This window comes from Pseudomonas putida, from assembly GCF_009883635.2.
Taxonomy (GTDB): domain Bacteria; phylum Pseudomonadota; class Gammaproteobacteria; order Pseudomonadales; family Pseudomonadaceae; genus Aquipseudomonas; species Aquipseudomonas putida_W.
Genome location: NZ_CP026115.2, coordinates 2069490 through 2092125, shown reverse-complemented (window position 1 = coordinate 2092125; position 22636 = coordinate 2069490). Strand labels below are relative to the sequence as shown.

Below are 22636 nucleotides of genomic sequence, written 5' to 3'. Positions count from 1 at the left end.
GTGTCGTCGCATGCCTCGAGCAATGCCAGGTCATTATGGCAGGCGGGGATTTCCCAGGTCAGGAAATAACACGCGGCGCCGACAGCCCATCTTTCTGGATGGCGGCTTTCAACATCCCGTTCAGTTGCAAAGCGATATGGTGAGAGGCATCTGTCAGCAGGTAAAGGTGATGCTCGGCGAAGTCGGGCAAACCCGACCCTTCGACGAATGCCAGCGATGTATCGCCGCTCTCCAGCCCTTCGACGATACCCACTGCCAAGCCGCTGCGCATGCACGCCAGCACTGCATGCCAGTTGGCGCTTTCCAGCAGGATACGGTAGGCAATGCCGTGAGCCTTCAATGCCTGCAAGGCCGCTTCCCGATACGGGCAGCCCTTCATTTGCAGTGCCAGTGGCAACGGGCGGCTGGCATCGTATGCAAACCCAGGCGCGGCGGCCCAACGTGGCTGGGTCGAGCGCAGCCACTCACCTTGCTGCCAGTGGTCACTGCTGACTGCTACAGCCAGGTCCAGCCGCTGGCGCGCAAACAAGTCGAAGAGTTCTGCGCTGGAGCATGCTACGGCTTCCAGCTCCAGTTTCGGATTGTTGGCTACAAATACCGGCAAAAAGTCGCTCATCAGGTTGGCGGCGTAACCATCGGGTACGCCCAGGCGCACTTTGCCGGTGATCTGCTGCGGCGACAGCGTCGCCAGCAGCCGGTCATGGGCCATCAAAAAACGTGTGGCTTCACCCAGTAGATGCCGGCCTGCAGGGGTCAGTTCCACCGACTGGTTGCTGCGGGCGAACAATTGTTGGCCGACCTTTTCCTCCAGCTTCTGGATCTGCGTGGTGACTGCCGAAGGGCTGCGGTGGACGTAGTCGGCTGCATCCTTGAAGCGGCCAAGCCGGGCTACTGCCTGGAAGGTCCGCAGTACGTTTATGTCGAGGCCTTTGCCCATGTAACCACCTGATTTGGTTGGATCGAACCAGCGTTTCGATTTAATCAACTGTACAGGCTTTATAACCCCTCTTACCTTGTGGTTACAGCACTGTTGCCCCTCGAAAATGCAATGGAATGATACGGATGAGCCTGAACGACTTCGTTGTAGATGCCCTCGTACACACCCCGAGCTACCAGCACGCAAGGCTTTGGACTGTCGAGAATCATGAGAAGTATTCGACGCTGTTTCAGCCTGATTCAGGGCCTGAAAGTGAGCATCGATTCAATCACGAAATATTTCTGCTTATGCGCGCCCTGAATGAGCAAGGCCTGGGTGAAGACGGGTTGTGTGCCGACACGCAAGGGCAGGGTGCGCTCAAGAGCGTCATTGGCAACGTTGCCGAGCGTTTGGCGATGCTGGGCAGCGGGCGTAGTGTGCATTATGTCGAGCTGGGCCCCGAGCCGGTCAAAAGTACCTGCTTGCTCAAACGAATGGCCGAGACGTCCAGCTCCATCCGTTACACCGCCATCGATATCAACCAGACATCCGAACCCGCGATGAGCGATGCATTGCGCCCCATCGTGCAGGCTGATGGCAGCTTCAATTACATTGCTGCCGACTATCGCACCGTGACACACGATGCCTTGCGTCACGACCAGGAGCTCACCCTTATCACTTTGCTGGGTTTCCAGGAGGGTAATGAGCTGCCGGTAAGTACGGGCAGGCTGATACGCAACCTGGCAGGAGACGCCACTTACATACTTTCTGAAATGCAGGTGTATGAGCAGGGCCTGGAAGGCGCCATTCTGGCATTTTATGCCAACCGCAACATGCTTCAGTTCTCGCACATGGTTGCACTGCAACAAGGCTTCATACCCTCGGGTGAGCACGAAGCCATTCTTGTGCCTCTTCGTATTCTGGATGAGTCGATCCATGTGGCCGTGACCCTGCAGCCCGTGCAGCGCTTGCACGAGCATGGGTACCTGCTGACCAACATCTGCCTCAAATACACGCCCGAACAGTTTCGTCGCATTCGAGTTCGCCATTGCAACTGCAGTGTGGTCGACGAATTTGCCAGCGGTGACGGCTCGGTGCGCTATCAGATCGCGAAGTACCTTCAGTAGGGGCTACACAGGGACAGACACATCATGAACCTAGACACCTTACCCTTGTTCGAGCGCGGCATTGGGCGCGTGAAGCTGGCGCTCAAGTCAACCTTGAAACGCACACCGCGGCCTGCACCAATGTGCCTGAACGAGCAGAGCGTTTGGCGGGATGATTTCCTCTGCCAGCATGGACCCACCGTCAGCGACACCCGGACACTGGGTGAGCTTGGGTATGGCCAGAGCCCGCACGCAAATATCGCAGTAGACAGCATCACCGGCGCAGCGGTTGTCCACCGGCTGCTAACGCCGGAAGGTGTCGCGGTTTTGCAAGGCATCTGCACACGTCTAGAAGAACGCGCGGGTGACAGTGACTGGATCATTTCCCGGCGCACGCGGGGTGTTACGGCGCTGTCGTCGTTCATCAACGACATGATGTGCAGTCGTTCATTTCTTCTCGCTGTCTCGCGTGTTGCCGGCGTACCGCTTGTGCCTTACCCGATGCTCAATGCCCGCTCGCAGATCAATTACTTCTACCCCAAGCCTGCCGAGCAACAGCAGCAATTGGGCATGTGGCACACGGATGGCACCAACTATGTGCTGAACATCGTGCTCTCGGGCGCCTCCGACTACAGCGGCGGCGAGTTCCTGTTCCACAACGGTACTGTCGACAGCTTTGATGCCCTGGATCACCGGACCTTCGAGACCGCGCAGCTCGCCGATCCTGGCGATGCCCTGTTCATCTACGGCAGCCGGTTGTTCCACGGTGTTCGCCCGGTGCTCAGCGGGCGACGCATGTCACTGGTGTTGTCATTCCATTGCCCTTACTTCACCGATGATTCCAACCGTTTCTGGCACCTGGCCTCCGACGACGGAATACCCGCCACCATCCCCAACTGGTTGAAGTTGCGGTGGGCTTTGCAGCGCTCGGCTACCCGGCAATTTGCACGAATAGGCATCGCGCCGATTACGTTCGAGGAATTGCGTCACACGGAGGCTTGATCATGCCAAGCAGTGCGCTTTATCTGATCCTGCTTCAAGCCATCTTCGTCTTGTCCTGGAGTTCGGGCTTTATTGGTGCCCGCATGGGTACGGAGGACGCAGGTGCGATAAACCTGTTGTTCTGGCGATTCCTGTTGGTCTGCGCCTGCCTGCTACCCTTTGTCTGGCACCGATTGCGTGCGCTGACATGGGCGCAGATCCGCTACAACGCGGTGATTGGGTTCCTGGCCCAGTTTGCGTATCTGGTCAGCGTTTACATCGCCATTCGCGGTGGGCTGCCGGCTGGGATTGCTGCCATCATTTGCGCGCTGCAACCGCTGATCACGGCATCGATGAGCAACAAGGACCAGCAAGAGCGCAGTGGCCTGCAGGAGTGGTTGGGGCTTGGGATCGGGTTTGCCGGTGTCAGCATGGTTATCCTCGGCGAGTACAACCTGTCTACGACCCGCCTTGACCTTTGGCTATATGCCCTGCCGCTGATCGCCGCGATCACGCTGTCCATCGCCACGCTCTATCAGCGGCGGCAATCGGTCATGGCAACGGGGCACAGCAAGGACGGGTTGCTGATGCCGTTGTTTCTGCAATCGACTGCAACGCTGTTATTGCTTACCGCTACAGGCTTACCGTTTGGCTTGATCGAAGTCCCTGCCAGTACACAGGTGTGGACGGCCGTTGCATGGCTGACGTTGTTCTCGACCTTCATTGCCTATTTGAGCTTGTGGATACTCTTGACCAGGCTCTCGGCAACCCGCGTTTCGGCACTGGTCTACCTGGAGCCGCCGGTCACGTTGTTGTGGGCCGCGTTGATGTTCGGGGACGCAATTCATTGGACAACTTATGTGGGTATCGCGGTGGTTGCGGCAGGCATAGCCATCACTCGCAACCCGCGCAGATCGGGGCGGGCGGCGAGTGTGGAACACGGTAGTGCGCCTTAGAACCACTTGTCCTGCATGTCTAGGCACGTTTTGTCGCGCGCCTCGAGCAATGCCAGCTCGTGATGGCAGCCCGGTATTTCCCAGGTCAGGAAATAACGTGCGGCTTGCAGCTTGCCGTGATAGAAACCGTGATCAGCAGCGGTTCCCTTGAGCAGGCCGAGCTCGGCGTGAACTGCCTGTTCCAGCCAACGCCAGCCAATTACACAGTGGCCGAACGCCTTGAGGTAGAGGGCCGAGTTAGCCAGGGCGACAGTGGCTTTGCCTTGGGCCAGGTCACCGAGCAGGGCCAGTGTTACACCTTGCAGGCGGTTGACCAGTTGCTCCAGCGGCTGGCGTAGCGGGTCAAGCTTGGGGTGGTGGCTGGCACGTTCGCCGGTAGCAGCGATCAGGCGGATCAACTGCTTGAGTCCGGCGCCATTGTTCTGCGCCAGCTTGCGGCCGAGCAGGTCGAGCGACTGGATGCCCTCGGTGCCTTCGTGGATTGGGTTCAGGCGGTTGTCGCGGTAGTACTGCTCAACCAGGTACTCGCGGGTGTAGCCGTGGCCGCCGAGGATCTGGATCGCCAGTTCGTTAGCCTTGAGGCAGAACGCCGAGGGCCAGGACTTGACGATCGGGGTCAGCAGGTCAAGCAGTTCCTGCGCTTGTTTGCGGACGTTTTCGTCGTTGGCGGTCTGGGTGTCGTCGAACAGACGTGCGGCGTACAGGCCGAGGTCGAAGGCGCCTTCGACATAGGCTTTCTGTATCAGCAGCATGCGTTTCACATCGGTGTGTTCGATGATCGGTACCGCCGGGCTGTGCGGGTCTTTGTTGTCCGGCAACCGGCCCTGCGGGCGCTGGCGGGCGTATTCCAGCGAATACAGGTAGCCGGCGTAACCGAGCATCACCGCGCCCATGCCGACGCCGATACGCGCCTCGTTCATCATCTGGAACATGCAGGCCAGGCCTTGGTGCGGCTGGCCGACCAGGTAGCCGACGCACTGGCCGTTGTCACCGAAGTTGAGCGCGGTCGACGTGGTGCCGCGCCAGCCCATCTTGTGGAACAGCCCGGCCAGCAGCACATCGTTGCGCGGGCCACGGCTGCCGTCCGGGTTGACGTGGTACTTGGGTACGATGAACAGCGAAATGCCCTTCACCCCGGGTGGTGCGTCCGGCAGTTTGGCTAGCACCATGTGCACGATGTTTTCCGACAGCTCGTGATCGCCGCCGGAGATGAAGATCTTGTTGCCCTTGAGCCGGTAAGTGCCATCGCCAGCGGGTTCGGCGCGGGTGCGGATATCTGCAAGCGACGATCCCGCATGGGGCTCGGTCAGCGCCATGGTGCCGAAGTAGCGGCCTTCGATCATCGGCTGCAGGTACAGGCGCTTCTGTTCCTCGGTGCCGAAGCTTTCGATCAGGTTGGCCGCGCCCATGGTCAGGAACGGGTAGGCGGTGGTGCCGGCGTTGGCTGCCTGGAAGTGGGCGAAGCAGGCTTGCGAGACCAGGCTGGGCAGCTGCATGCCGCCGACTTCGAAGTCGCGATTGGCGTTGAGGAAGCCGGCCTCGAGGAAGGCATCGACGGCGGGCTTCACTTCGGGGATCAGCTCGGCGCGGCCGTCCACATAGCGCGGCTCGTTTTCGTCGGCCTTGCGGTTGTGCGGGGCGAAGAACTTTTCGGCGATGGTGCGAGCGATGGTAAGGGCGGCGTCGAAGGTTTCGCGGCTGTGCTCGGCGAAGCGCGGGCGCTGGGTCAGGGCTTCGGCGTCGAGGACTTCGTAGAGTTCGAAGGCAAGGTTGCGGGGGCTGAGCAGAGTCTCGGGCATGGAGGCGGTCCTGAGGCGGGATGCATCGAGTCTAGGGGGTTGGGATGGGGGAGGGGAGGTTAATAGGTTTGGGTGATATGGGTTTAGAAGGCATGCACCTCAAAAAAGAAAGGAGAGCCGAAGCTCTCCTTTTTCATCAATAACCCCGCGCCTTAGCCGATGGTCATCAGGCTGGCGTTACCGCCCGCCGCAGCAGTGTTCACACTCACCGCCCGCTCGATCACCAGACGCTCCAGGGCAATCTGGTGGTCGCCACTGGACAGCCCGTGCACCCCGACGATCGCACCAGCACGCTTGGCCACCTGCTGGCACACGCCGCGCAGCTGGTCGGAGTCGCCATGGTGGATCACGGCGTCGAACGCCACGTCGTCCTTGTTCCAGTCCGCCACCAACTTGACCTTGGCCTGTAGCTCACGCGGCAGGCGGCCGCGCAGGGCCTTGCCAGGTTCTGCGTCAGCCCACACCGCCGAACTACCCACCGCAAGCACGGCAGCGAACTGCGCCAGCAAGTCGGCCTCGTTGTCCGCCAGGCAAAGCACGTGTTCGCGCGGCAGGATGGTGTAGGTGTTGCGCTCGCCGGTCGGGCCAGGCAGCAGGCGGGCGATGCCGCTCTGCGACTGGCTGGCGAACTGGCTGCACAGGGCGGCCAGGTCAGCTTGCTGGTTGCTCTCGGCCCAGGCCTTCAGGGCGTGCAGCGGCTTGATCAGCTGGTCGTGCAGGGCACGGTCCGGCTGGCCTTCGCCATCCTGCTGCTGGAAGTGGCGGCCAATTGCGTCGGCCGGGCGGGTCGACAGCAGGCGGTACAGGTACAGCGGGCCGCCGGCTTTCGGGCCGGTGCCGGACAGGCCTTCGCCCCCGAACGGCTGCACGCCCACCACGGCGCCAACGATGTTGCGGTTGACGTACATGTTGCCGGCGTTGGCGGTTTCCACCACCTTGGCGATGGTTTCGTCGATGCGGGTATGTACGCCGAGGGTCAGGCCGTAGCCGGAAGCGTTGATCTGCTCGATCAGCTGGTCCAGGTTGCGGCGGTTGTAGCGCACCACGTGCAGCACCGGGCCGAAGATTTCACGCTTCAGTTCGTCGAAACTGTCCAGCTCGATCAGGGTTGGCATCACGAAAGTGCCGCGCTTGATCTCGGCCGCATCGGCGATTGCGACTTGATAGACCGTGCGGCCTTTCTCGCGCATTCCCTGGATGTGCTTCTCGATACCAGCCTTGGCTTCAGCGTCGATCACCGGGCCGATGTCCACGGCCAGGCGGTCCGGGCAGCCCAGGCGGCTTTCGGCCATGGCGCCCTTGAGCATTTCGATCACGCGGTCGGCGGAGTCTTCCTGCAGGCACAGCACGCGCAGGGCCGAGCAACGCTGGCCGGCGCTGTCGAAGGCCGAGGACACCACGTCGATCACCACCTGTTCGGTGAGTGCCGAGGAGTCGACGATCATGGCGTTCTGGCCACCGGTTTCGGCGATCAGCGGGATCGGACGGCCCTGGTTGTCCAGGCGGCCAGCGACATTGCGCTGAAGCAGGCGGGCAACTTCGGTGGAACCAGTGAACATCACGCCTTTGACGCGCTCGTCACCGACCAGGCCAGCCCCGACGGTTTCGCCGCGGCCCGGCAGCAGCTGCAGTACGCCTTCAGGAATACCGGCTTCCAGCAGCAGGCGCACGGCCTGGGCTGCGATCAGTGGCGTCTGCTCGGCGGGCTTGGCCAGTACCGGGTTGCCGGCCGCCAGGGCGGCGGCCACCTGGCCGCTGAAGATCGCCAGCGGGAAGTTCCACGGGCTGATGCACACCACCGGGCCCAGTGGGCGGTGGGCGTCATTGCTGAAGTCGTTGCGTGCCTGTACCGCGTAGTAGCGCAGGAAGTCCACGGCTTCACGCACTTCGGCAATGGCGTTGGCGAAGGTCTTGCCAGCTTCGCGGATGAGCAGGCCCATCAGCGGCTGGATTTCGGCTTCCATCAAGTCGGCGGTGCGCTCGAGGATCGCGGCACGCTCGGCTGGCGGGGTGGCCTGCCAGATTGGCGCAGCGTTCAGCGCGCACTGGATGGCATTGTCGACGTCGGCGACAGTGGCTTCCTGCACGTGGCCGACCACGTCGCGGTGTTCCGCCGGGTTCAGTACCGGTGCGGCTGCCGCTTCACTGGCGGCGCAGGCCAGCAACGGGGTGGCTTTCCAGTCATTGTTGGCAGTGGCCAGCATGGCGCAGGACAGCGACGCCAGGCGGTGTTCGTTGGCCATGTCGATACCGGCCGAGTTGGCTCGCTCGCTGCCATACAGGTCGCGCGGCAGCGGAATGCGCGGGTGCGGCAGGCCGATGCTGCCTTCCTGGGTGCCCATGCGTTCGATGCTGGAAACCGGGTCGGCGACCAGTTCCTGGATGGAAATCGAGTGGTCGGCTATGCGGTTGACGAACGAGGTGTTGGCGCCGTTTTCCAGCAGGCGGCGGACCAGGTAGGCCAGCAGGGTCTCGTGGGTGCCGACCGGTGCGTACACGCGGCACGGACGGTTCAGCTTGCCTTCGGAAACCTTGCCGACAACTTGCTCGTACAGCGGCTCACCCATGCCGTGCAGGCACTGGAACTCGTACTGGCCCGGGTAGTAGTTCTGGCCGGCGATGTGGTAGATGGCCGACAGGGTATGGGCGTTGTGGGTAGCGAACTGCGGGTAGATGGCTTCCGGCACCGCCAGCAGCTTGCGGGCACAGGCTACGTAGGACACGTCGGTGTACACCTTGCGGGTGTAGACCGGGTAGCCTTCCAGGCCTTCGACCTGGGCGCGCTTGATCTCGCTGTCCCAATAGGCGCCTTTCACCAGGCGGATCATCAGGCGGTGGCGGCTGCGCTTGGCCAGGTCGATGACGTAGTCGATCACGTACGGGCAGCGCTTCTGGTAGGCCTGGATGACGAAGCCGATACCGTTCCAGCCCGCCAGGGATGGCTCGAAGCACAGGCGCTCGAGCAGGTCGAGGGACAGCTCCAGGCGGTCGGCCTCTTCGGCGTCGATGTTCAGGCCGATGTCATATTGCTTGGCCAGCAGAGTCAGCGACAGCAGGCGCGGGTACAGCTCTTCCATCACGCGCTCGTACTGGGCACGGCTGTAGCGTGGGTGCAGTGCCGACAGCTTGATCGAGATGCCCGGGCCTTCATAGATGCCGCGGCCGTGTGAAGCCTTGCCGATCGAGTGGATCGCCTGCTCGTAGGAGGCCAGGTACTTCTGTGCGTCATGTTCGGTTAGTGCGGCTTCGCCGAGCATGTCGTAGGAATAACGGAAGCCTTTGGCTTCGAAGCGGCTGGCGTTAGCCAGCGCTTCGGCGATGGTTTCGCCGGTCACGAACTGCTCGCCCATCAGGCGCATGGCCATGTCGACGCCCTTGCGGATCATCGGTTCGCCACTCTTGCCGATGATGCGGGTGAGCGAGGAGGTGAGGCCGGCTTCGTTATGGGTGGAGACCAGCTTGCCGGTCAGCAGCAGGCCCCAGGTGGCGGCGTTGACGAACAGCGACGGGCTGTTGCCCAGGTGCGGCTGCCAGTTGCCGTTGCTGATCTTGTCGCGGATCAGGGCGTCGCGGGTACCTTTGTCGGGGATGCGCAGCAGGGCTTCGGCCAGGCACATCAGTGCCACGCCTTCCTGGGACGACAGGGAAAACTCCTGCAGCAGGCCCTGGACGATGCCGGCACGGCCGCCAGCACTTTTCTGGTTACGCAGTTTTTCGGCGATGCCGGCAGCCAGCTTGTTGGTGGCTTCGGCCAGTGGCGCGCTCAGGCGCGCCTGCTCCAGCAGCATCGGCACGACTTCCTGCTCGGGGCGGCGGTAGGCGGCGGTGATCGCCGAGCGCAGCACCGACTGCGGCAGGATGCTCTCGGCAAATTCGAGGAAGCACTGATGGGCGTGGTCTGGCTGGACTTCGCCAGCGTCATCGGCCAGGTTGTTGGCGTGACCGTTGAGTTCGGTCAGGGTGGCGCCACCCTCGAGCTTCTCCAGGTAATTGAAGATCGCTTGCTTGATCAACCAGTGCGGCGTGCGGTCGATGGACTGCGCAGCTGCTTTGAGTCGCTCACGGGTCGGGTCGTCAAGTTTGACCCCAAGGGTGGTCGTCGCCAATTTCTTATCCTCATTATTGCCACGGTTGTGGCTTAAGCTGCGCCAAGATTAGCTGTAGGCGTTTTCGGGTGCAACCAGGTGCAACCCGAATTTTTTGAGGAAAAGGTGCAACTCGTCTGAGGAAGCGTCCTACAGATTAAAAAGCATTCATAACGGTGCGTTTTCTTATGAAAAAACCTGTTTTTGCTCCAAAATGGAGCAAAAAGCGCGATTTCTGGCAAAGCGCACGGGTGGGTGCAACTTGCAAATGAAAAAGGGTTGCACCGACTTTGCGTTGTTGCATAGCATTCGCCGCCTGGGTGCAACCATCGTCAAGAAGGTTGCGCATGAAATAAAAACAAACGCCAGGGCACACGCATGGGCAATCCACTAACGATCACCTTCGTGATCTACATCGCGGCAATGGTGCTGATCGGTTTCGCGGCCTATCGCTCCACCAAGAACCTTTCCGACTACATCCTCGGCGGTCGCAGCCTGGGTAGCGTGGTCACCGCACTCTCCGCTGGTGCTTCCGACATGAGCGGCTGGCTGCTGATGGGCCTGCCGGGCGCCATCTACTTCTCCGGCCTTTCCGAAGCCTGGATCGCCATCGGCCTGACCGTAGGCGCCTACCTGAACTGGCTGTTCGTCGCGGGCCGTCTGCGCGTGCAGACCGAGCACAACGGCGATGCGCTGACCCTGCCGGACTACTTCTCCAGCCGTTTCGAAGACCAGAGTGGTTTGCTGCGGATCATCTCGGCGATCGTCATCCTGGTGTTCTTCACCATCTATTGCGCCTCGGGCATCGTGGCCGGTGCTCGTCTGTTCGAAAGTACCTTCGGCATGCCGTACGAGACTGCCCTGTGGGCTGGCGCCGCAGCGACCATCGCCTACACCTTCGTCGGTGGTTTCCTGGCGGTGAGCTGGACCGATACCGTGCAGGCTTCGCTGATGATCTTCGCGCTGATCCTCACGCCGGTGATCGTGCTGATCTCCACCGGTGGCTTCGATACCACCTTCCTGGCCATCGAAGCGCAGAATCCAGCCAACTTCGACATGCTCAAGGGTGCAACCTTCGTCGGCATCATCTCGCTGATGGGCTGGGGCCTGGGCTACTTCGGCCAGCCGCACATCCTGGCGCGCTTCATGGCCGCCGACTCGGTGAAGTCGATCGCCAACGCCCGTCGCATCTCCATGACCTGGATGATCCTGTGCCTGGCCGGTACCTGTGCCGTGGGCTTCTTCGGTATCGCCTATTTCTCGGCGCACCCTGACCTGGCGGGCCCGGTGACCGAGAACCATGAGCGCGTGTTCATCGAACTGGCCAAGATCCTGTTCAATCCGTGGATCGCCGGTGTGCTGCTGTCGGCCATCCTGGCGGCGGTGATGAGTACTCTGAGCTGCCAGCTGCTGGTCTGCTCCAGTGCCCTGACCGAAGACTTCTACAAGGCCTTCCTGCGCAAGAACGCTTCGCAGGGTGAGCTGGTGTGGGTCGGTCGCCTGATGGTGCTGGCCGTGGCCCTGATCGCCATTGCCATGGCGGCCAACCCGGAAAACCGCGTGCTGGGCCTGGTGGCCTACGCCTGGGCCGGTTTCGGTGCCGCCTTCGGCCCGGTAGTGCTGATTTCGGTGCTGTGGAAAGGCATGACCCGTAACGGCGCGCTGGCCGGTATCGTGGTGGGTGCGCTGACCGTGATCCTGTGGAAGAACTTCGACACCCTCGGCCTGTACGAAATCATCCCTGGCTTCCTGTTCGCCAGCATTGCCATCGTTCTGGTGAGCAAGCTGGGCAGCCCATCGCAGTCGATGGTGCAGCGCTTCGAAACCGCTGATGCGGCGTATCACGCTGACAAGTAAGGCAGATATCTGCTGGTTTGGCGGGAGCTGAGTGCCGGTAGCGAGTTGTCGGCAATCGTCCTGTCAAACGCGAACGGCCCGAACAACCATGTTGTTCGGGCCGTTCGCGTTTTCAGCTAGGGCAAGTTACAGCGAGAACGCCAGGCGGGTGGCTTCGAACGCCATGCCATTTCGTGGGCAAATCTTGGCGTCGTATTTTCCGGCAGCGTATCCGTCCAGGCTGACGGCCCAGGCATCGGTGTCGGAGCTGGGTACGACCTTGTTTTCGGTACTGCCATCGGGTCGAGTCAGTTCGAGAACGGCGGTGTACGGCGCATTCATGATGCCGAGCTTGCCTTTCAGGGTGGGGGTCGCAGTGCTATCGAGTTCAATGGAAGCTTTCATGCGGTTTACTCCGTTGGGTGGAGCCGCAATTGTCGATATGTGGCAGGCCTGGAAAAATCGGGAAGGTATTCCGCAGGCCGCATGGCTCTGGCTGTCAGGGGGTGTGCAGGGTGCCGATCGGCTGTCGCACCTGACGGCGTCAGCCTGACAAGGTAAACTTGCAGCCCCCGCAGGAGTTGCCATGAATTATCGTCACGCCTTCCACGCCGGCAACCACGCCGACGTCCTCAAACATATCGTACTGACCCGCCTCATCGCCTTGATGTCGCGCAAGGAGCAGCCCTTCGCCTACATCGATACCCATGCCGGCCTCGGTCTGTACGACCTGCAAGGCGATCAGGCGACTCGTACCGGTGAATACCTGGAAGGCGTCGCTCGCCTGTGGAACCGCGATGACCTGCCAGCCATGGCTGCGGACTACCTGCGTATCATCAAGCGCCTGAATGCCGATGGCGAACTGCGCTACTACCCGGGTTCGCCCGAGCTGGCGCGTCGCCTGATGCGTCAGCAGGACCGTGCACTGCTCAACGAGAAGCACCCGGAAGACGGGCCGCTGCTCAAAGAGAACATGAAGAAGGATCCGCGTGTGGTCGTGCACCTGGGCGAAGGCTGGCATGTGCCGCGTGCCTTGCTGCCGGTGCAGGAAAAGCGCGCGATCATGCTGATCGACCCGCCATTCGAACAGGCTGACGAGCTCAAGCGCTGCACCAATTCGATGAAAGAGGCGATCGGCCGCATGCGCCAGACCGTCGCGGCCATCTGGTACCCGATCAAGGACCAGCGCTCGCTGACCCGCTTCTACCAGGATCTGACCAGCACCGGAGCACCGAAGCTGCTGCGGGTCGAGCTGTATGTGCACCATCAGGACAGCCCGCAGGGCCTCAATGGTTCGGGCCTGGCAATCGCCAACCCGCCGTGGGGGCTAGAGGAGGAGCTGCGCGAGCTGCTGCCATGGCTGGCCAAGGAGCTGGCGCAGACGGCCGGCAGCTTCCGCATGGACTGGCTGATCGCCGAGTAACCAGGCGCTACAAATCTACTGTGGGAGCGGGCTCGTCGGACCGCCGCACCGCCGCGAACACCGGCAAAGCCGGTGCCATGCACCGCGGCGCCTGCTTCGCGGGCAAGCCCGCTCCCACAGGTTAATGCAGTGTCTCCCTCATTGTTTGCGTTATAATCTCGCCCTTTAGCCGCCACCCGCCCATGAGGCCGCTGGCGCATCTCTACCGAATGAAGAGGCTAATCCCTTGGCATTGACGATTCTTGGCCTGTCCGGCGCCCTTAGCCATGACCCTTCCGCGGCCCTGTACATCGACGGCAAACTGATTGCCGCCGCCGAAGAAGAGCGCTTCGTGCGTGACAAGCATGCGAAGAACCGCATGCCCTACGAGTCGGCGAAATTCTGCCTGGAACAAGCCGGCATCAAGCCGTCCGACGTTGATGTGGTGGCCATCCCGTTCGCCCCGATCAGCCTGTTCGGCAAGGCCCGCTGGCACTACGCCAAGCGTTACTGGTATGCCCCGGACCGCGCCCTCGACGCGATCCTGATGGGCAACCGTCGCTACAAGCGCTACCGCAAGAAGATCGTCTGGTGCCTGGAGCAGCTGGGCTTCGACCCGAAGAAGATCAAGATCGAACCGGTCGAGCACCACCTGGCCCACGCTTCCAGCGCCTACCACTGCTCGGGCTTCAAGGAAAAGACCGCGATCCTCGGCATCGACGGCAAGGGTGAGTACGCCACAACCTTCTTCGGCTACGGCGAAAACGGCAAGATCCACAAGATCAAGGAATTCTTCGACCCGGACTCGCTGGGTGGCTTGTACGGCGCAATCACCGAATTCCTCGGTTTCGAGATGCTCGACGGCGAGTTCAAGGTCATGGGCATGGCGCCGTACGGCGACGCCAGCAAGTACGACTTCTCCCGCCTGGCCAGCTTCGAGAACGGCGAACTGGTGATCAACACCGAGTACGCCAACGTCATCGGCCTGCGCCGCTATAAAGAGAAGGGCAAAGGCTTCTACTTCTCGCCGAAGCTGATCGAATGGCTGGGCCCCAAGCGCGAAGGCGACATCGCCGACGAGCCGTACATCCACTACGCAGCCAGCATGCAGGCGTTGTTCGAGAAGATCGCCCTGCAGATGATCGATCACTACCTGGGCGATACCCTGCGTGAAACCGGCAAGCTCGCCTTCGCTGGCGGCTGTGCGCTGAACGTCAAGCTCAACCAGAAGATCATCGCCCGTCCTGACGTCAAGGAACTGTTCGTCCAGCCGGCCTCCGGCGACGCTGGTACCGCCGTCGGTGCAGCAGCCTACGTTTCCCACGCCCGTGGCGTGCCGGTCGAGAAGATGGAACACGTCTACCTCGGCCCGTCGTACTCCAACGAAGACGTGATCGCCGCCTGCGCCCGTCACCCGAACGCGCCGAAGTGGCGCAAGCTCGACGACATGCCGCAGCGCATCGCCAAGATCATGGTCGAGGGCAACCCGGTGGCCTGGTTCCAAGGTCGCATGGAATTCGGCCCGCGCGCCCTGGGTGGTCGTTCGATCATCGGCTGCCCGAGCGTGCCGGGCGTGGCCAACCGCATCAACGAGCAGATCAAGTTCCGCGAACGCTGGAGACCTTTCTGCCCGTCGATGCTCGACACCGTCGCTCCGCAGATGATCAAGGTCGACCACCCGGCGCCGTTCATGACCTTCACCTTCGAAGTGGCTGAAGAGTGGAAGACCCGTGTGCCGGAAGTGGTCCACGAAGACGGTACCTCGCGGGCCCAGGTGCTCAAGCGCGAGTACAACCCTCGCTACTACGACATGATGAAGGCGCTGGAAGACCTGACCGGCAACGGCGTGTCGCTGAACACCTCGCTGAACCGCCGTGGCGAGCCGATGATCTGCTCGCCGACCGATGCGCTGAACATGTTCTTCGGTTCGGACCTGCAGTACCTGATCATGGAAGACATCCTGGTCGTGAAGGACGGCGCCGCCGCCTATGACCAGCCGCTCTGAAACGCGGATCCTGCAGTTCTGCCATGGCTATGACGGGCCGTTCCTCGATTGTGCCCGTCAATACGCCAGCCTGTTCCAGGGCAGCGGCTACAAGGTCACCACCGTGTTCCTCACCGGCGCAGCCGACCCGCAGGTTGCGGCAGGTTGTGCGTCGGACGAGGTGCTGTTTCTCGAATTCAGCTCCAAGGCCGTGCGTGGCCTGAAGCTCGGCGCAATTCGCACCCTGCGGCGCATTGCGGCCGAGCGCAATTTCAGCTTCTGCATCGCTCACCGTTTCAAGCCGATCTATGTCGCGCTGCTGGGCACCGGCTTGCCAGTGATCGGCGTGCACCATGCATTCGGCGACTATGAACGCAAGGGGCGGCGCCTGTTCGCCAACCTGTTCAGCAAGCGCCTGAGTCTGCTGGGCGTGTCGGATGCGGTGCGTGACGACATGCGTCGCTGCCTGCCGCAGTGGCCGGCCGAGCGTATCCAGACGCTGTACAACCGTATCGATATCGACGCCCTGCAAGCTGCCCTGGAGCCCCGTGCCGAGGCCCGTGCGGCGCTGGGCCTGGATGCCCAGGCATGGGTGGTCGGCAACGTCGGTCGCCTGCACCCTGACAAGGACCAGGCAACCTTGCTGCGCGGCTTTGCCGAGGCGCTGCCAGGCTTGCCAGCCGGCGCACGCCTGGCAATCCTGGGCAAGGGGCGCCTGGAAGCGAAGCTCAAGGCACAGGCTGCCGAATTGGGCATTGCCGCGCAGGTTGACTTCCTCGGCCAGGTGGCGGATGCCCGTCGCTATTTCCAAGCCTTCGATGTTTTTGCCTTGAGCTCCGACCATGAGCCGTTCGGTATGGTCCTGCTCGAAGCCATGGTCGCCGGCGTGCCCGTGCTGGCCACGGCCTGTGGCGGTGCACGTGAGGTGGTCGAGGGTGTTGGCGTGCTGTTCCCGCTGGCCGATGCCGGGCAGCTGGCGCAGGGCCTCAAGCACATGGCCACGCTGGATGAACAGCAACGTGAAGCCTGCGCCGCGCACATGCTGCGGCGCCTGCACGAGCGTTTCTCCGACCAGGCCGTGCGCGAGGCGTTCTGGCAGTTGCCACAGGTTCGTGCGCTGGTGGGGAAGGCTTGATGCTCAATCATATCCAGGCTTTCCGCGAGCGCGGTTGGCAGGCCATCGATGCGCCAGCCTACGCCGAAGCGTGGGCGCGTTTCGGTGGTAGCGTCGCGACGCACCCGTTGGTGGTCGAGGAGTTGGCTGACCTGGCACAGATCCCGGTGCGTTATCTGGGCTGGTACCAGGCGGGTGAACTGAAAGCCGCCATCCCGACCTGGGGGCGTCATCTGGCGTTGTCCAAGGACGTGCTCAAGCGTGCCGGCAAGAAAGCGCTGTTCGACCTTGGCAATGCCGAGCTCATCCTGCCGGCGGCGGCAGATGCCGGCGCGCCGTTGCGCCATGCTGCACGCTACCTGTCCGAGCTTAATCAGGGCCGCTTCAGCGGCCTCAAGGTGCAGAAGGAGCAGCTGGCCATGGCCCGCGCCCATGAAGACCTTTCGAAGAAATTCCGCTACAACCAGCGCCGCGAATTGCGCCTGCTGGAAGAGGCGGGCGGCGTGGTGCGCCCGATCGGCGACTTCAGCGCGCAGCAGATTGCCGCCATGTACTGCGACCTGTTCCAGCGCCGCTGGGGCTTCCCGGCCACGGGTGCCGAGCGCATGGCCGATGTGCTGGAGCGCCTGCGCGAGCTGCTGATTGGCTCGGTGCTGATGCTCGACGACAAGCCCATCGCCATCCAGCTGGTGTATCGCGTTGAAGCGCCCGAGTGGATCAGCGTCGAATACATCAACGGCGGTGTCGACCCGGAAACCAAGGCCTTCAGCCCTGGTAGCGTGCTGAGCTTCCTCAATACCCAAGCGGCCTGGGAAGATGCCCGGGCGCGCAACAAACCCCTGCGCTTCTCCTTCGGCCGTGCCGACCGTGAGTACAAGGACCGTTGGTGCAACCCTGTGCCGGTATTCCAGGCGTGAGCCGCAAGCAGCAGTTGCTCAAGCGCCATCGGCGCAACAAGCGCGTGGGCTTGCTCGCCAGCCTGATTGCGCTGGCAGCGCTGGGTTTCTTTAGCTGGTGGTGGCTGCCGCTGTTGCTGCTGCCGCTGCTCTGGGCCGCGCACGAAGCCTGGTTCGCCGATCACCTGTTCTATGCGCCTGGCGAGGATTACGCCTACCGCTTCGGTGAACTGAGCCATGAAGCGCCGGTCATGTCGCGCGACGGGCAGCTCAAGGTGGACACGGCGTTGCAGGGTGATGAAACCCTGGTGCTTGAAGTGCGGGTCAAAAGTAGTTGGCTGGGGCGCTTCTTCGATCCGCAGGTCGAGTTGCACGGCAGCGAATGCACTGACCGGCAAACCTTCGAGCGCGGTGTCGATGGGCTTCGCTTCCTCAACCTCACCGGTATGGCTGAGCCTTTACAGGCTGGCACGCTGCATCTGCGTGGGCGCCATTGCCGGCTGCAGGGCGAGCCACGCCTGTGGATAACCCCCAGTGTCGAGCTTCAGCGCCGCCGCGTGATGGTCATCGCGCCGCATGCCGATGATGCTGAGCTGGCGGCTTATGGCTTGTACAGTCAGGCCGACGAGACTTGGGTGGTAACCCTGACGGCGGGTGAGATCGAGGCTGAGCACTATCAGCAGATGGGCATGGGCAAGTCGGAGGCTGCCCGCTTGAAGGGTCGCCTGCGCGCCTGGGACAGCATCGCCGTACCACGCTGGGCCGGCGTGCCCGAGTCGCGCTGCGTGCAGTTAGGGTATTTCTGCCTGCAGCTGCCCGCCATGCAGGCCGCCCCTGATCAGCCTGCTGTATCCCGCGAAGCGGACATGGCCGATATCCGCCCGTTCCGCCAGTTCAACCCGTTCCCGCTGCCGGCCGACCGCGATGGTGCGCCAACCTGGCACAACCTGCTGGCCGACCTGCGGGCGCTGCTGGAAATGGCCAGGCCTGAAGTGCTGGTCATGCCGCATCCGCAACTTGACCCGCATCCCGACCATATCTGCGCCCAGGCGGCTGTCATGGAGGCCTTGCAGGGCCTGGCATGGCAGCCGCAGACGCTGTTGTGCTACGCCAACCACCTGCATGACAACGACCGCTGGCCAATGGGCGACAGCGGTGATGGCGTGGCCTTGCCGCCGCAATTACGCGCCGAGCAGGCCTGGGCGCCGTGCACAATGCTGCTGGATGTGGCAACCCAGCGTGACAAGGCCATGGCCTTGGGCATGATGCACGACCTGCAGCCCCGGGCACCGTTCAAGCGCCGCCTGCGTCGATGGCTGCAGCGCTGGCTGGCGGGGCGCCGGCCGTCGCCTTACGGGGAGAACGAGTTCTTCCGCAAGGCCGTGCGCCGGCATGAGTTGTTCTGGCGGCGTGAGCTGTAAACCCGACCGCGATGGCGCAGAGCGCCCAAGGAAAGCAATGAAAGTCCTATTTCTGGTACAGAAGGAACAGCGCGCGATCCTCGATCGCCTGTACGACGGCGTCGCGGCCAACTGCGAATGCGACCTGCGCTGGCTGACCAGCGAAGACCAGCGCAACCTGCGCCGTTACTTCAAACGTGAAGTGCAGGTCGAGCGTTATGACCGTATCGTCTTCTTCCTGCGCTTCAAGCAAGAGATCCGCCAGGCAGCCTTCATCCGCACGGTACCGAACCTGGTCATTCTCGAGCACGACGCCTACCAGAACTACATTCCTTGCAAGTACACCGGCAAGTTCAGCGCGCATTATCGCAAGCTGCCGTGGGCACGGGTGATCAGCTCGGGGTACATGGTCAGCGAGCGCCTTCGCCAGGAGGGCTTCGATGCGGTGTTCGTGCCCAAGGGCTACGATGAGCAACTGCTGACCGACCAGGGCCGTGAGCGCGATATCGAACTGGCATTCGTCGGCAGCACCAACAGCGTTGCCTACAGCGGGCGCAAGGCGCTGCTTGACGAACTGGGGCAGGTCGAGAACCTCGTGGTCACCCGTACCAAGTCGGGCGAGGACTACTGCAACACGCTCAACCGTATCCAGTACTTCGTCAGTGCAGATGTTGGCATGGGCGAGTACATGATCAAGAACTTCGAAGCCATGGCCTGCGGCTGCGTGTTGCTCGCCTATGACCAGGGCGAAGCAGAGAATCGCGCGCTGGGCCTGCAGGATATGCAAAACGTCGTGTTCTATGGCGACATTCCTACGTTGCAGGCAAAGTTGCGTGTCTTGCGTGACGATCCTGCCCTCGCACAGCAAATCGCCAGAAACGGGCGCGAACTGGCAGTGTCGCGTTTCAGTTTTGCTGCAGTGGGGCAAAGCATCGTGGAGCATATGCGCCCGGCGCTGAGGCCCCATCCGCCGTTGTCTGCGTGGCAACGCTTGCGCCTGAAACTGGGCTTCTGATCTGAATATTCCAGCCTATGCTGGAGTTAGGGTGCTTTCCCGGCGCTGCGCCGGGACAAGGCGGGCATTGACGCGGCGCTTGGGCACCCTTGTCGGCATGGGATCATCTTTTTCTATCAATGACGTTGCAGTCCCACTTGGCTTGCACGGGAGAGCGGCGCTATCCCCATGAATATCGTCAACATGATGTGGGCAGGCGGTTCTCCGTACATGTCCATCCATAAAGTTCATCAACAGGTGCTGTCGCAAGCGGGAGCCGACGCCCGTATCAGTAACTGGCTGCTGCTGGGCGGTGAGCTGTGCCATGGGCGAGGTGCCACGCGTGTATGGCACATGCCGCAGCGAGCGCTGAAGGGCAAACACCTGTGGCGCCTGTTGCGTCCCTGGCTGCGACTGCGCCTGCGCAGGGCACTGGAGGAGGCCGGGGCCGAGGTGATCCTGCTCGACGGCGTTGGTGTCGCACGGCTGGTGTTGCCAGTGCTGCGACAGATTCCCGAGGTGCGCGCCAAGGTGCTGTTCCATGGCATGACCCGCCTGACCGCCAGTGATGTCGACTTGTTGAACCAGCTTCCAGCGGAGCGTTTGAGCATCGCGGCGGTCTCTCGCACCCTCGCGCAATCCCTGGAGCAAGACATTGGCCGGCCGGTGCAGACGCTGCGCATGGCGTTCGACCCGCAAGCCTTCACCAGGCCGCTGCTCAGCCGTGAGCAGGCGCGCGAGGCGCTGGCACTACCGCAAACCGCTGGGCCCTTGCTCGGCGCGGTGGGGCGGCTGGTCGAAAGCAAAGGTTTCGAGATGCTTGTCGAGGCATTTGCCAACGCGGCTGAGCACCAGCCAGGCATGCGGCTGGCAATTGTCGGTGATGGCCCGCTACGCGCAAGCCTGCAGGCGCGGATCGATGCGCGGGGCCTGGCAGGTAGCGTATATCTGTGTGGGCATCATGCTGACTTGCAGCAACTGTACCGAGCGTTTGACTGGCTGTTGGTGCCTTCGCGTGCCGAAGGCCTGGGCCTGGTGGTGCAGGAAGCCGTCATGGCGGATGTACCGGTAGTCTGCAGCGACCTGCCGGTGTTCAGGGAGCAATTGCTGGAGTCGGGCTGCTATCTGCCGGTTGGCGACGTGGAAGCCTGGGCCCGGGAAATTGGGCGCTGTGATGTCCCTCGAGCGCTGGCGATGGCCGCCCGGCAGCGGCAGACTCTGGCGCCGGAAGCGGCGTGGCAGGCGTTCTGCGATGGATCGCACAGCCTGCTGCGCGGTTGAGGTCAGCGCGCCAGCAAGGCTGCTTCGAAGTCGGCGAGGGGGAATCGGTCACCCAGATTCTCCCGCTCGATGTAACGCACCATGTGCTGCACGTTGCGGCGAATCATGCGGGCGGACAGTGGCGCGCGCAGGAAGCGCATGTCCGCTACGTCGATCAGGCCGAGGCGTTGGTCAGGAGTGACGACTACGTTGCCCAGATGCAGGGAGCGGAAATAGATGCCACTGCGATGAAGGTGGCGGATGAGCTCGATCAGGCGGGGCAGGTAGTGTTCCCAGCTGAAGCCGTCGTCGCGAGACATCTGCAACAAGGTGCGTCCTGGCAACGGGCGATAAAGCACCGCTGTTCTGCCCGGTATGTCGAGTTTGTGCTGGCTGATCACCTCGAGGGTAGGGATGCCCAGTTGCGCAAGGCGTGCGGCGTTGTCGACGAAGCGCTGCGAGTAGGGACGCAGCAGCGCAGATGAAATAAGGCGCTTGCGGCGAAATACCTTGAGGAAATTACCATCGCCAAGCAGGTAGACTTTGGCGCCATGACTGTCAGCCTCGAGTATCTGGGCACCAAGTATCAGCTGATCGAAGTCGAGCTGGGAGAGCCGGGAGCATTGCATGAGTTGAGCCTTGTCATCTGGCGAGCAAATTGACCGGCAATAATGCCGAAAATAATGCCGAAGCACCAATGCATGGTGTCGTTGATTGACCGAGGGGACCTATGGTCTACGAAAAAAACTGGGTTCAGGCCTGGTTGGGTTTTGGTTTGGTGTGGTTCTTCGGGGCGATCGCCCTGGCGCCTAGTAACAAGGTTTATCAGCAAGGTCTGGTTGTGTTCCTGTGGTTACCCATGCTGCTGCTGGCATGGCCTGCTCGGCGAGTGCTGGTTGAAGCCTGGCGACGCCAACCGGCGCTATGGGGCAGCATTATGTTGCTGATGGTGTGGGGGCTGATCAGCCTGGCCTGGACTGCTGCCGAAGATGCTAGCCGCGAGGCCAAGCGCTTACTGTACATTTTCGTGTTCTTGCTCGCGTTCCCTGTGCTGGCACAAGCCGGCAGCGCCCGTGTCCGGCACTTGTTGCAGCTAGGGGCTGCTGCGCTGGCTTTCGCCGCATTGCTATCGATCGTGCATTTCTATGGCCAGCAGGCCATGCCTTTGACCGGGCGGCTCGCCGGTATCGGCGGTATTTCGCACCCGATTCTCGGTGCCTATGTGGTCGCCGCCGGAGCACTGTTGCTGTTGTACCAGATGCCTCGGCATCGGCTTGCCCAGCTGGGTTGGTTGCTAGCGCTGGCCTGCCTGGGAGCCTTCGTCGTGCTCAGTCAGAGTCGCGGTGCAGTGCTGTCCTTGCTGTTTACCCTGTTACTCGCGCCGCTTTGGTGCCGTGATCGGCTCAGCCAAGTGATCGCGATCATGGCGATGGTCACGTTCGGCCTGGCCATCTATTTCATGTATGACCTGCTGGCTGAGCGTGGTGCGTCGTATCGCCCGCAAATCTTCGAAACGGTGCTGCACATGATCACTGCTCATCCCTGGGGCGGGCTGGGCCTTGGCTCCAGTTACACGGTAAGCGCTGCAGGCCTTGAGTTCGATCACTCCCACAATATGTTCACCCACGTTGCCTTGGAACTGGGGTTGCCCGGCATGGTGCTCTGGGCCGCAGTCTGGCTGTTTGCCCTGGGTGAGATCACACGTGCCCGGCATACCCCGATGGGCAAGATCCTGTTTGGCCTGTGGGTGTTTTCGACCATGGCGATGCAATTCGATGCTGCAAGCCTGACGGCTACGCCGCGCGCCGAGTGGTTCGTCAGTTGGCTGCCGGTTGCTCTGGTCATGTTGTTGCCATGGGTACGTGCCGAAAATGACGCCTGTGGTAAAATTTCCGGTTCAACCTGAA

The 22636-nt window shown here is 62.1% G+C and carries 17 protein-coding genes; 12 read left to right on the top strand and 5 right to left on the bottom strand.

All coding sequences use genetic code 11. The features are described from left to right. Window positions 1-58 precede the first annotated feature (58 nt). Window positions 59-937, bottom strand: coding sequence for a LysR family transcriptional regulator (locus C2H86_RS09600; RefSeq protein WP_159412369.1), 879 nt, complete (start codon window positions 935-937; stop codon window positions 59-61). A 125-nt stretch (window positions 938-1062) separates the two neighbouring features. Here C2H86_RS09600 and C2H86_RS09595 point away from each other — a divergent pair, with 125 nt between their 5' ends. Genes C2H86_RS09595 through C2H86_RS09585 form a run of 3 tightly spaced genes read left to right on the top strand, consistent with a single transcriptional unit; the run spans window position 1063 to window position 3959 of the window. After that, entirely contained in the window at window positions 1063-2043 is a 981-nt protein-coding gene (locus tag C2H86_RS09595; RefSeq protein WP_159412368.1) for a hypothetical protein, read from the top strand. A gap of 24 nt (window positions 2044-2067) precedes the next feature. After that, complete coding sequence (locus C2H86_RS09590) at window positions 2068-3024, top strand: 2OG-Fe(II) oxygenase (protein ID WP_240349695.1); 957 nt, start codon at window positions 2068-2070, stop codon at window positions 3022-3024. A gap of 2 nt (window positions 3025-3026) precedes the next feature. Further along, on the top strand, window positions 3027-3959 hold the full coding sequence (locus C2H86_RS09585) for a DMT family transporter (protein ID WP_159412367.1): 933 nt from the start codon (window positions 3027-3029) through the stop codon (window positions 3957-3959). On the opposite strand, the gene C2H86_RS09580 is transcribed toward C2H86_RS09585, so the two are convergent. Then, window positions 3956-5758 (bottom strand): acyl-CoA dehydrogenase, encoded by a 1803-nt coding sequence (locus tag C2H86_RS09580; RefSeq protein ID WP_159412366.1) that lies wholly within the window; start codon window positions 5756-5758, stop codon window positions 3956-3958. The two genes, C2H86_RS09585 and C2H86_RS09580, sit on opposite strands and share 4 nt — an antisense overlap. A gap of 152 nt (window positions 5759-5910) precedes the next feature. After that, a complete protein-coding gene (putA, locus tag C2H86_RS09575) occupies window positions 5911-9864 on the bottom strand; it encodes a trifunctional transcriptional regulator/proline dehydrogenase/L-glutamate gamma-semialdehyde dehydrogenase (RefSeq protein WP_159412365.1) in 3954 nt (1317 codons plus the stop codon). Between the two features lie 357 nt (window positions 9865-10221). Here putA and putP point away from each other — a divergent pair, with 357 nt between their 5' ends. Next, window positions 10222-11700: a sodium/proline symporter PutP gene (gene putP, locus C2H86_RS09570; protein WP_159412364.1), complete on the top strand. Its 1479-nt coding sequence runs from the start codon at window positions 10222-10224 to the stop codon at window positions 11698-11700. 126 nt (window positions 11701-11826) lie between these two features. On the opposite strand, the gene C2H86_RS09565 is transcribed toward putP, so the two are convergent. Next, window positions 11827-12084, bottom strand: coding sequence for a hypothetical protein (locus tag C2H86_RS09565; protein WP_159412363.1), 258 nt, complete (start codon window positions 12082-12084; stop codon window positions 11827-11829). 181 nt (window positions 12085-12265) lie between these two features. Between C2H86_RS09565 and C2H86_RS09560 the strand changes: the two genes are divergently transcribed. The 7 genes from C2H86_RS09560 to C2H86_RS09530 all read left to right on the top strand — a co-directional run bounded on the left by C2H86_RS09560 (window position 12266) and on the right by C2H86_RS09530 (window position 20750). Next, a complete protein-coding gene (locus tag C2H86_RS09560; RefSeq protein WP_159412362.1) occupies window positions 12266-13102 on the top strand; it encodes a 23S rRNA (adenine(2030)-N(6))-methyltransferase RlmJ in 837 nt (278 codons plus the stop codon). A 226-nt stretch (window positions 13103-13328) separates the two neighbouring features. Next, on the top strand, window positions 13329-15086 hold the full coding sequence (locus C2H86_RS09555; protein WP_159412361.1) for a carbamoyltransferase family protein: 1758 nt from the start codon (window positions 13329-13331) through the stop codon (window positions 15084-15086). After that, a complete protein-coding gene (locus tag C2H86_RS09550; protein ID WP_159412360.1) occupies window positions 15070-16200 on the top strand; it encodes a glycosyltransferase in 1131 nt (376 codons plus the stop codon). Before C2H86_RS09555 ends, C2H86_RS09550 begins: the two co-directional genes overlap by 17 nt. Beyond that, window positions 16200-17096, top strand: coding sequence for an antimicrobial resistance protein Mig-14 (locus C2H86_RS09545; protein WP_159412359.1), 897 nt, complete (start codon window positions 16200-16202; stop codon window positions 17094-17096). The genes C2H86_RS09550 and C2H86_RS09545 overlap by 1 nt, the downstream gene beginning before the upstream one ends. Continuing rightward, a complete protein-coding gene (locus C2H86_RS09540) occupies window positions 17093-18496 on the top strand; it encodes a PIG-L deacetylase family protein (RefSeq protein WP_159413075.1) in 1404 nt (467 codons plus the stop codon). The genes C2H86_RS09545 and C2H86_RS09540 overlap by 4 nt, the downstream gene beginning before the upstream one ends. Window positions 18497-18533: 37 nt before the next feature. Then, window positions 18534-19490, top strand: a complete 957-nt coding sequence (locus tag C2H86_RS09535) for a glycosyltransferase (RefSeq protein WP_159412358.1) — start codon at window positions 18534-18536, stop codon at window positions 19488-19490. A gap of 168 nt (window positions 19491-19658) precedes the next feature. Then, window positions 19659-20750: a glycosyltransferase gene (locus tag C2H86_RS09530; protein ID WP_159412357.1), complete on the top strand. Its 1092-nt coding sequence runs from the start codon at window positions 19659-19661 to the stop codon at window positions 20748-20750. Between the two features lie 2 nt (window positions 20751-20752). Here the strand turns inward: C2H86_RS09530 and C2H86_RS09525 are convergent, their stop codons facing one another. After that, window positions 20753-21358 (bottom strand): toluene tolerance protein, encoded by a 606-nt coding sequence (locus tag C2H86_RS09525; RefSeq protein ID WP_159412356.1) that lies wholly within the window; start codon window positions 21356-21358, stop codon window positions 20753-20755. 101 nt (window positions 21359-21459) lie between these two features. On the opposite strand from C2H86_RS09525, the gene C2H86_RS09520 reads away from it, so the two are divergent. Then, a complete protein-coding gene (locus C2H86_RS09520) occupies window positions 21460-22635 on the top strand; it encodes an O-antigen ligase family protein (RefSeq protein WP_159412355.1) in 1176 nt (391 codons plus the stop codon). Window position 22636: the final 1 nt, after the last annotated feature.

Coding starts and splice junctions, on each gene's coding strand:
- C2H86_RS09585 (WP_159412367.1), top strand. CDS start 3,027: ATGCCAAGCAGTGCGCTTTATCTGATCCTGCTTCAAGCCATCTTCGTC.
- C2H86_RS09590 (WP_240349695.1), top strand. CDS start 2,068: ATGAACCTAGACACCTTACCCTTGTTCGAGCGCGGCATTGGGCGCGTG.
- C2H86_RS09535 (WP_159412358.1), top strand. CDS start 18,534: ATGAAAGTCCTATTTCTGGTACAGAAGGAACAGCGCGCGATCCTCGAT.
- C2H86_RS09595 (WP_159412368.1), top strand. CDS start 1,063: ATGAGCCTGAACGACTTCGTTGTAGATGCCCTCGTACACACCCCGAGC.
- C2H86_RS09550 (WP_159412360.1), top strand. CDS start 15,070: ATGACCAGCCGCTCTGAAACGCGGATCCTGCAGTTCTGCCATGGCTAT.
- C2H86_RS09530 (WP_159412357.1), top strand. CDS start 19,659: ATGAATATCGTCAACATGATGTGGGCAGGCGGTTCTCCGTACATGTCC.
- C2H86_RS09600 (WP_159412369.1), bottom strand. CDS start 937: ATGGGCAAAGGCCTCGACATAAACGTACTGCGGACCTTCCAGGCAGTA.
- C2H86_RS09580 (WP_159412366.1), bottom strand. CDS start 5,758: ATGCCCGAGACTCTGCTCAGCCCCCGCAACCTTGCCTTCGAACTCTAC.
- putP (WP_159412364.1), top strand. CDS start 10,222: ATGGGCAATCCACTAACGATCACCTTCGTGATCTACATCGCGGCAATG.
- C2H86_RS09560 (WP_159412362.1), top strand. CDS start 12,266: ATGAATTATCGTCACGCCTTCCACGCCGGCAACCACGCCGACGTCCTC.
- C2H86_RS09520 (WP_159412355.1), top strand. CDS start 21,460: ATGGTCTACGAAAAAAACTGGGTTCAGGCCTGGTTGGGTTTTGGTTTG.
- C2H86_RS09565 (WP_159412363.1), bottom strand. CDS start 12,084: ATGAAAGCTTCCATTGAACTCGATAGCACTGCGACCCCCACCCTGAAA.
- C2H86_RS09525 (WP_159412356.1), bottom strand. CDS start 21,358: ATGCAATGCTCCCGGCTCTCCCAGCTCGACTTCGATCAGCTGATACTT.
- C2H86_RS09545 (WP_159412359.1), top strand. CDS start 16,200: ATGCTCAATCATATCCAGGCTTTCCGCGAGCGCGGTTGGCAGGCCATC.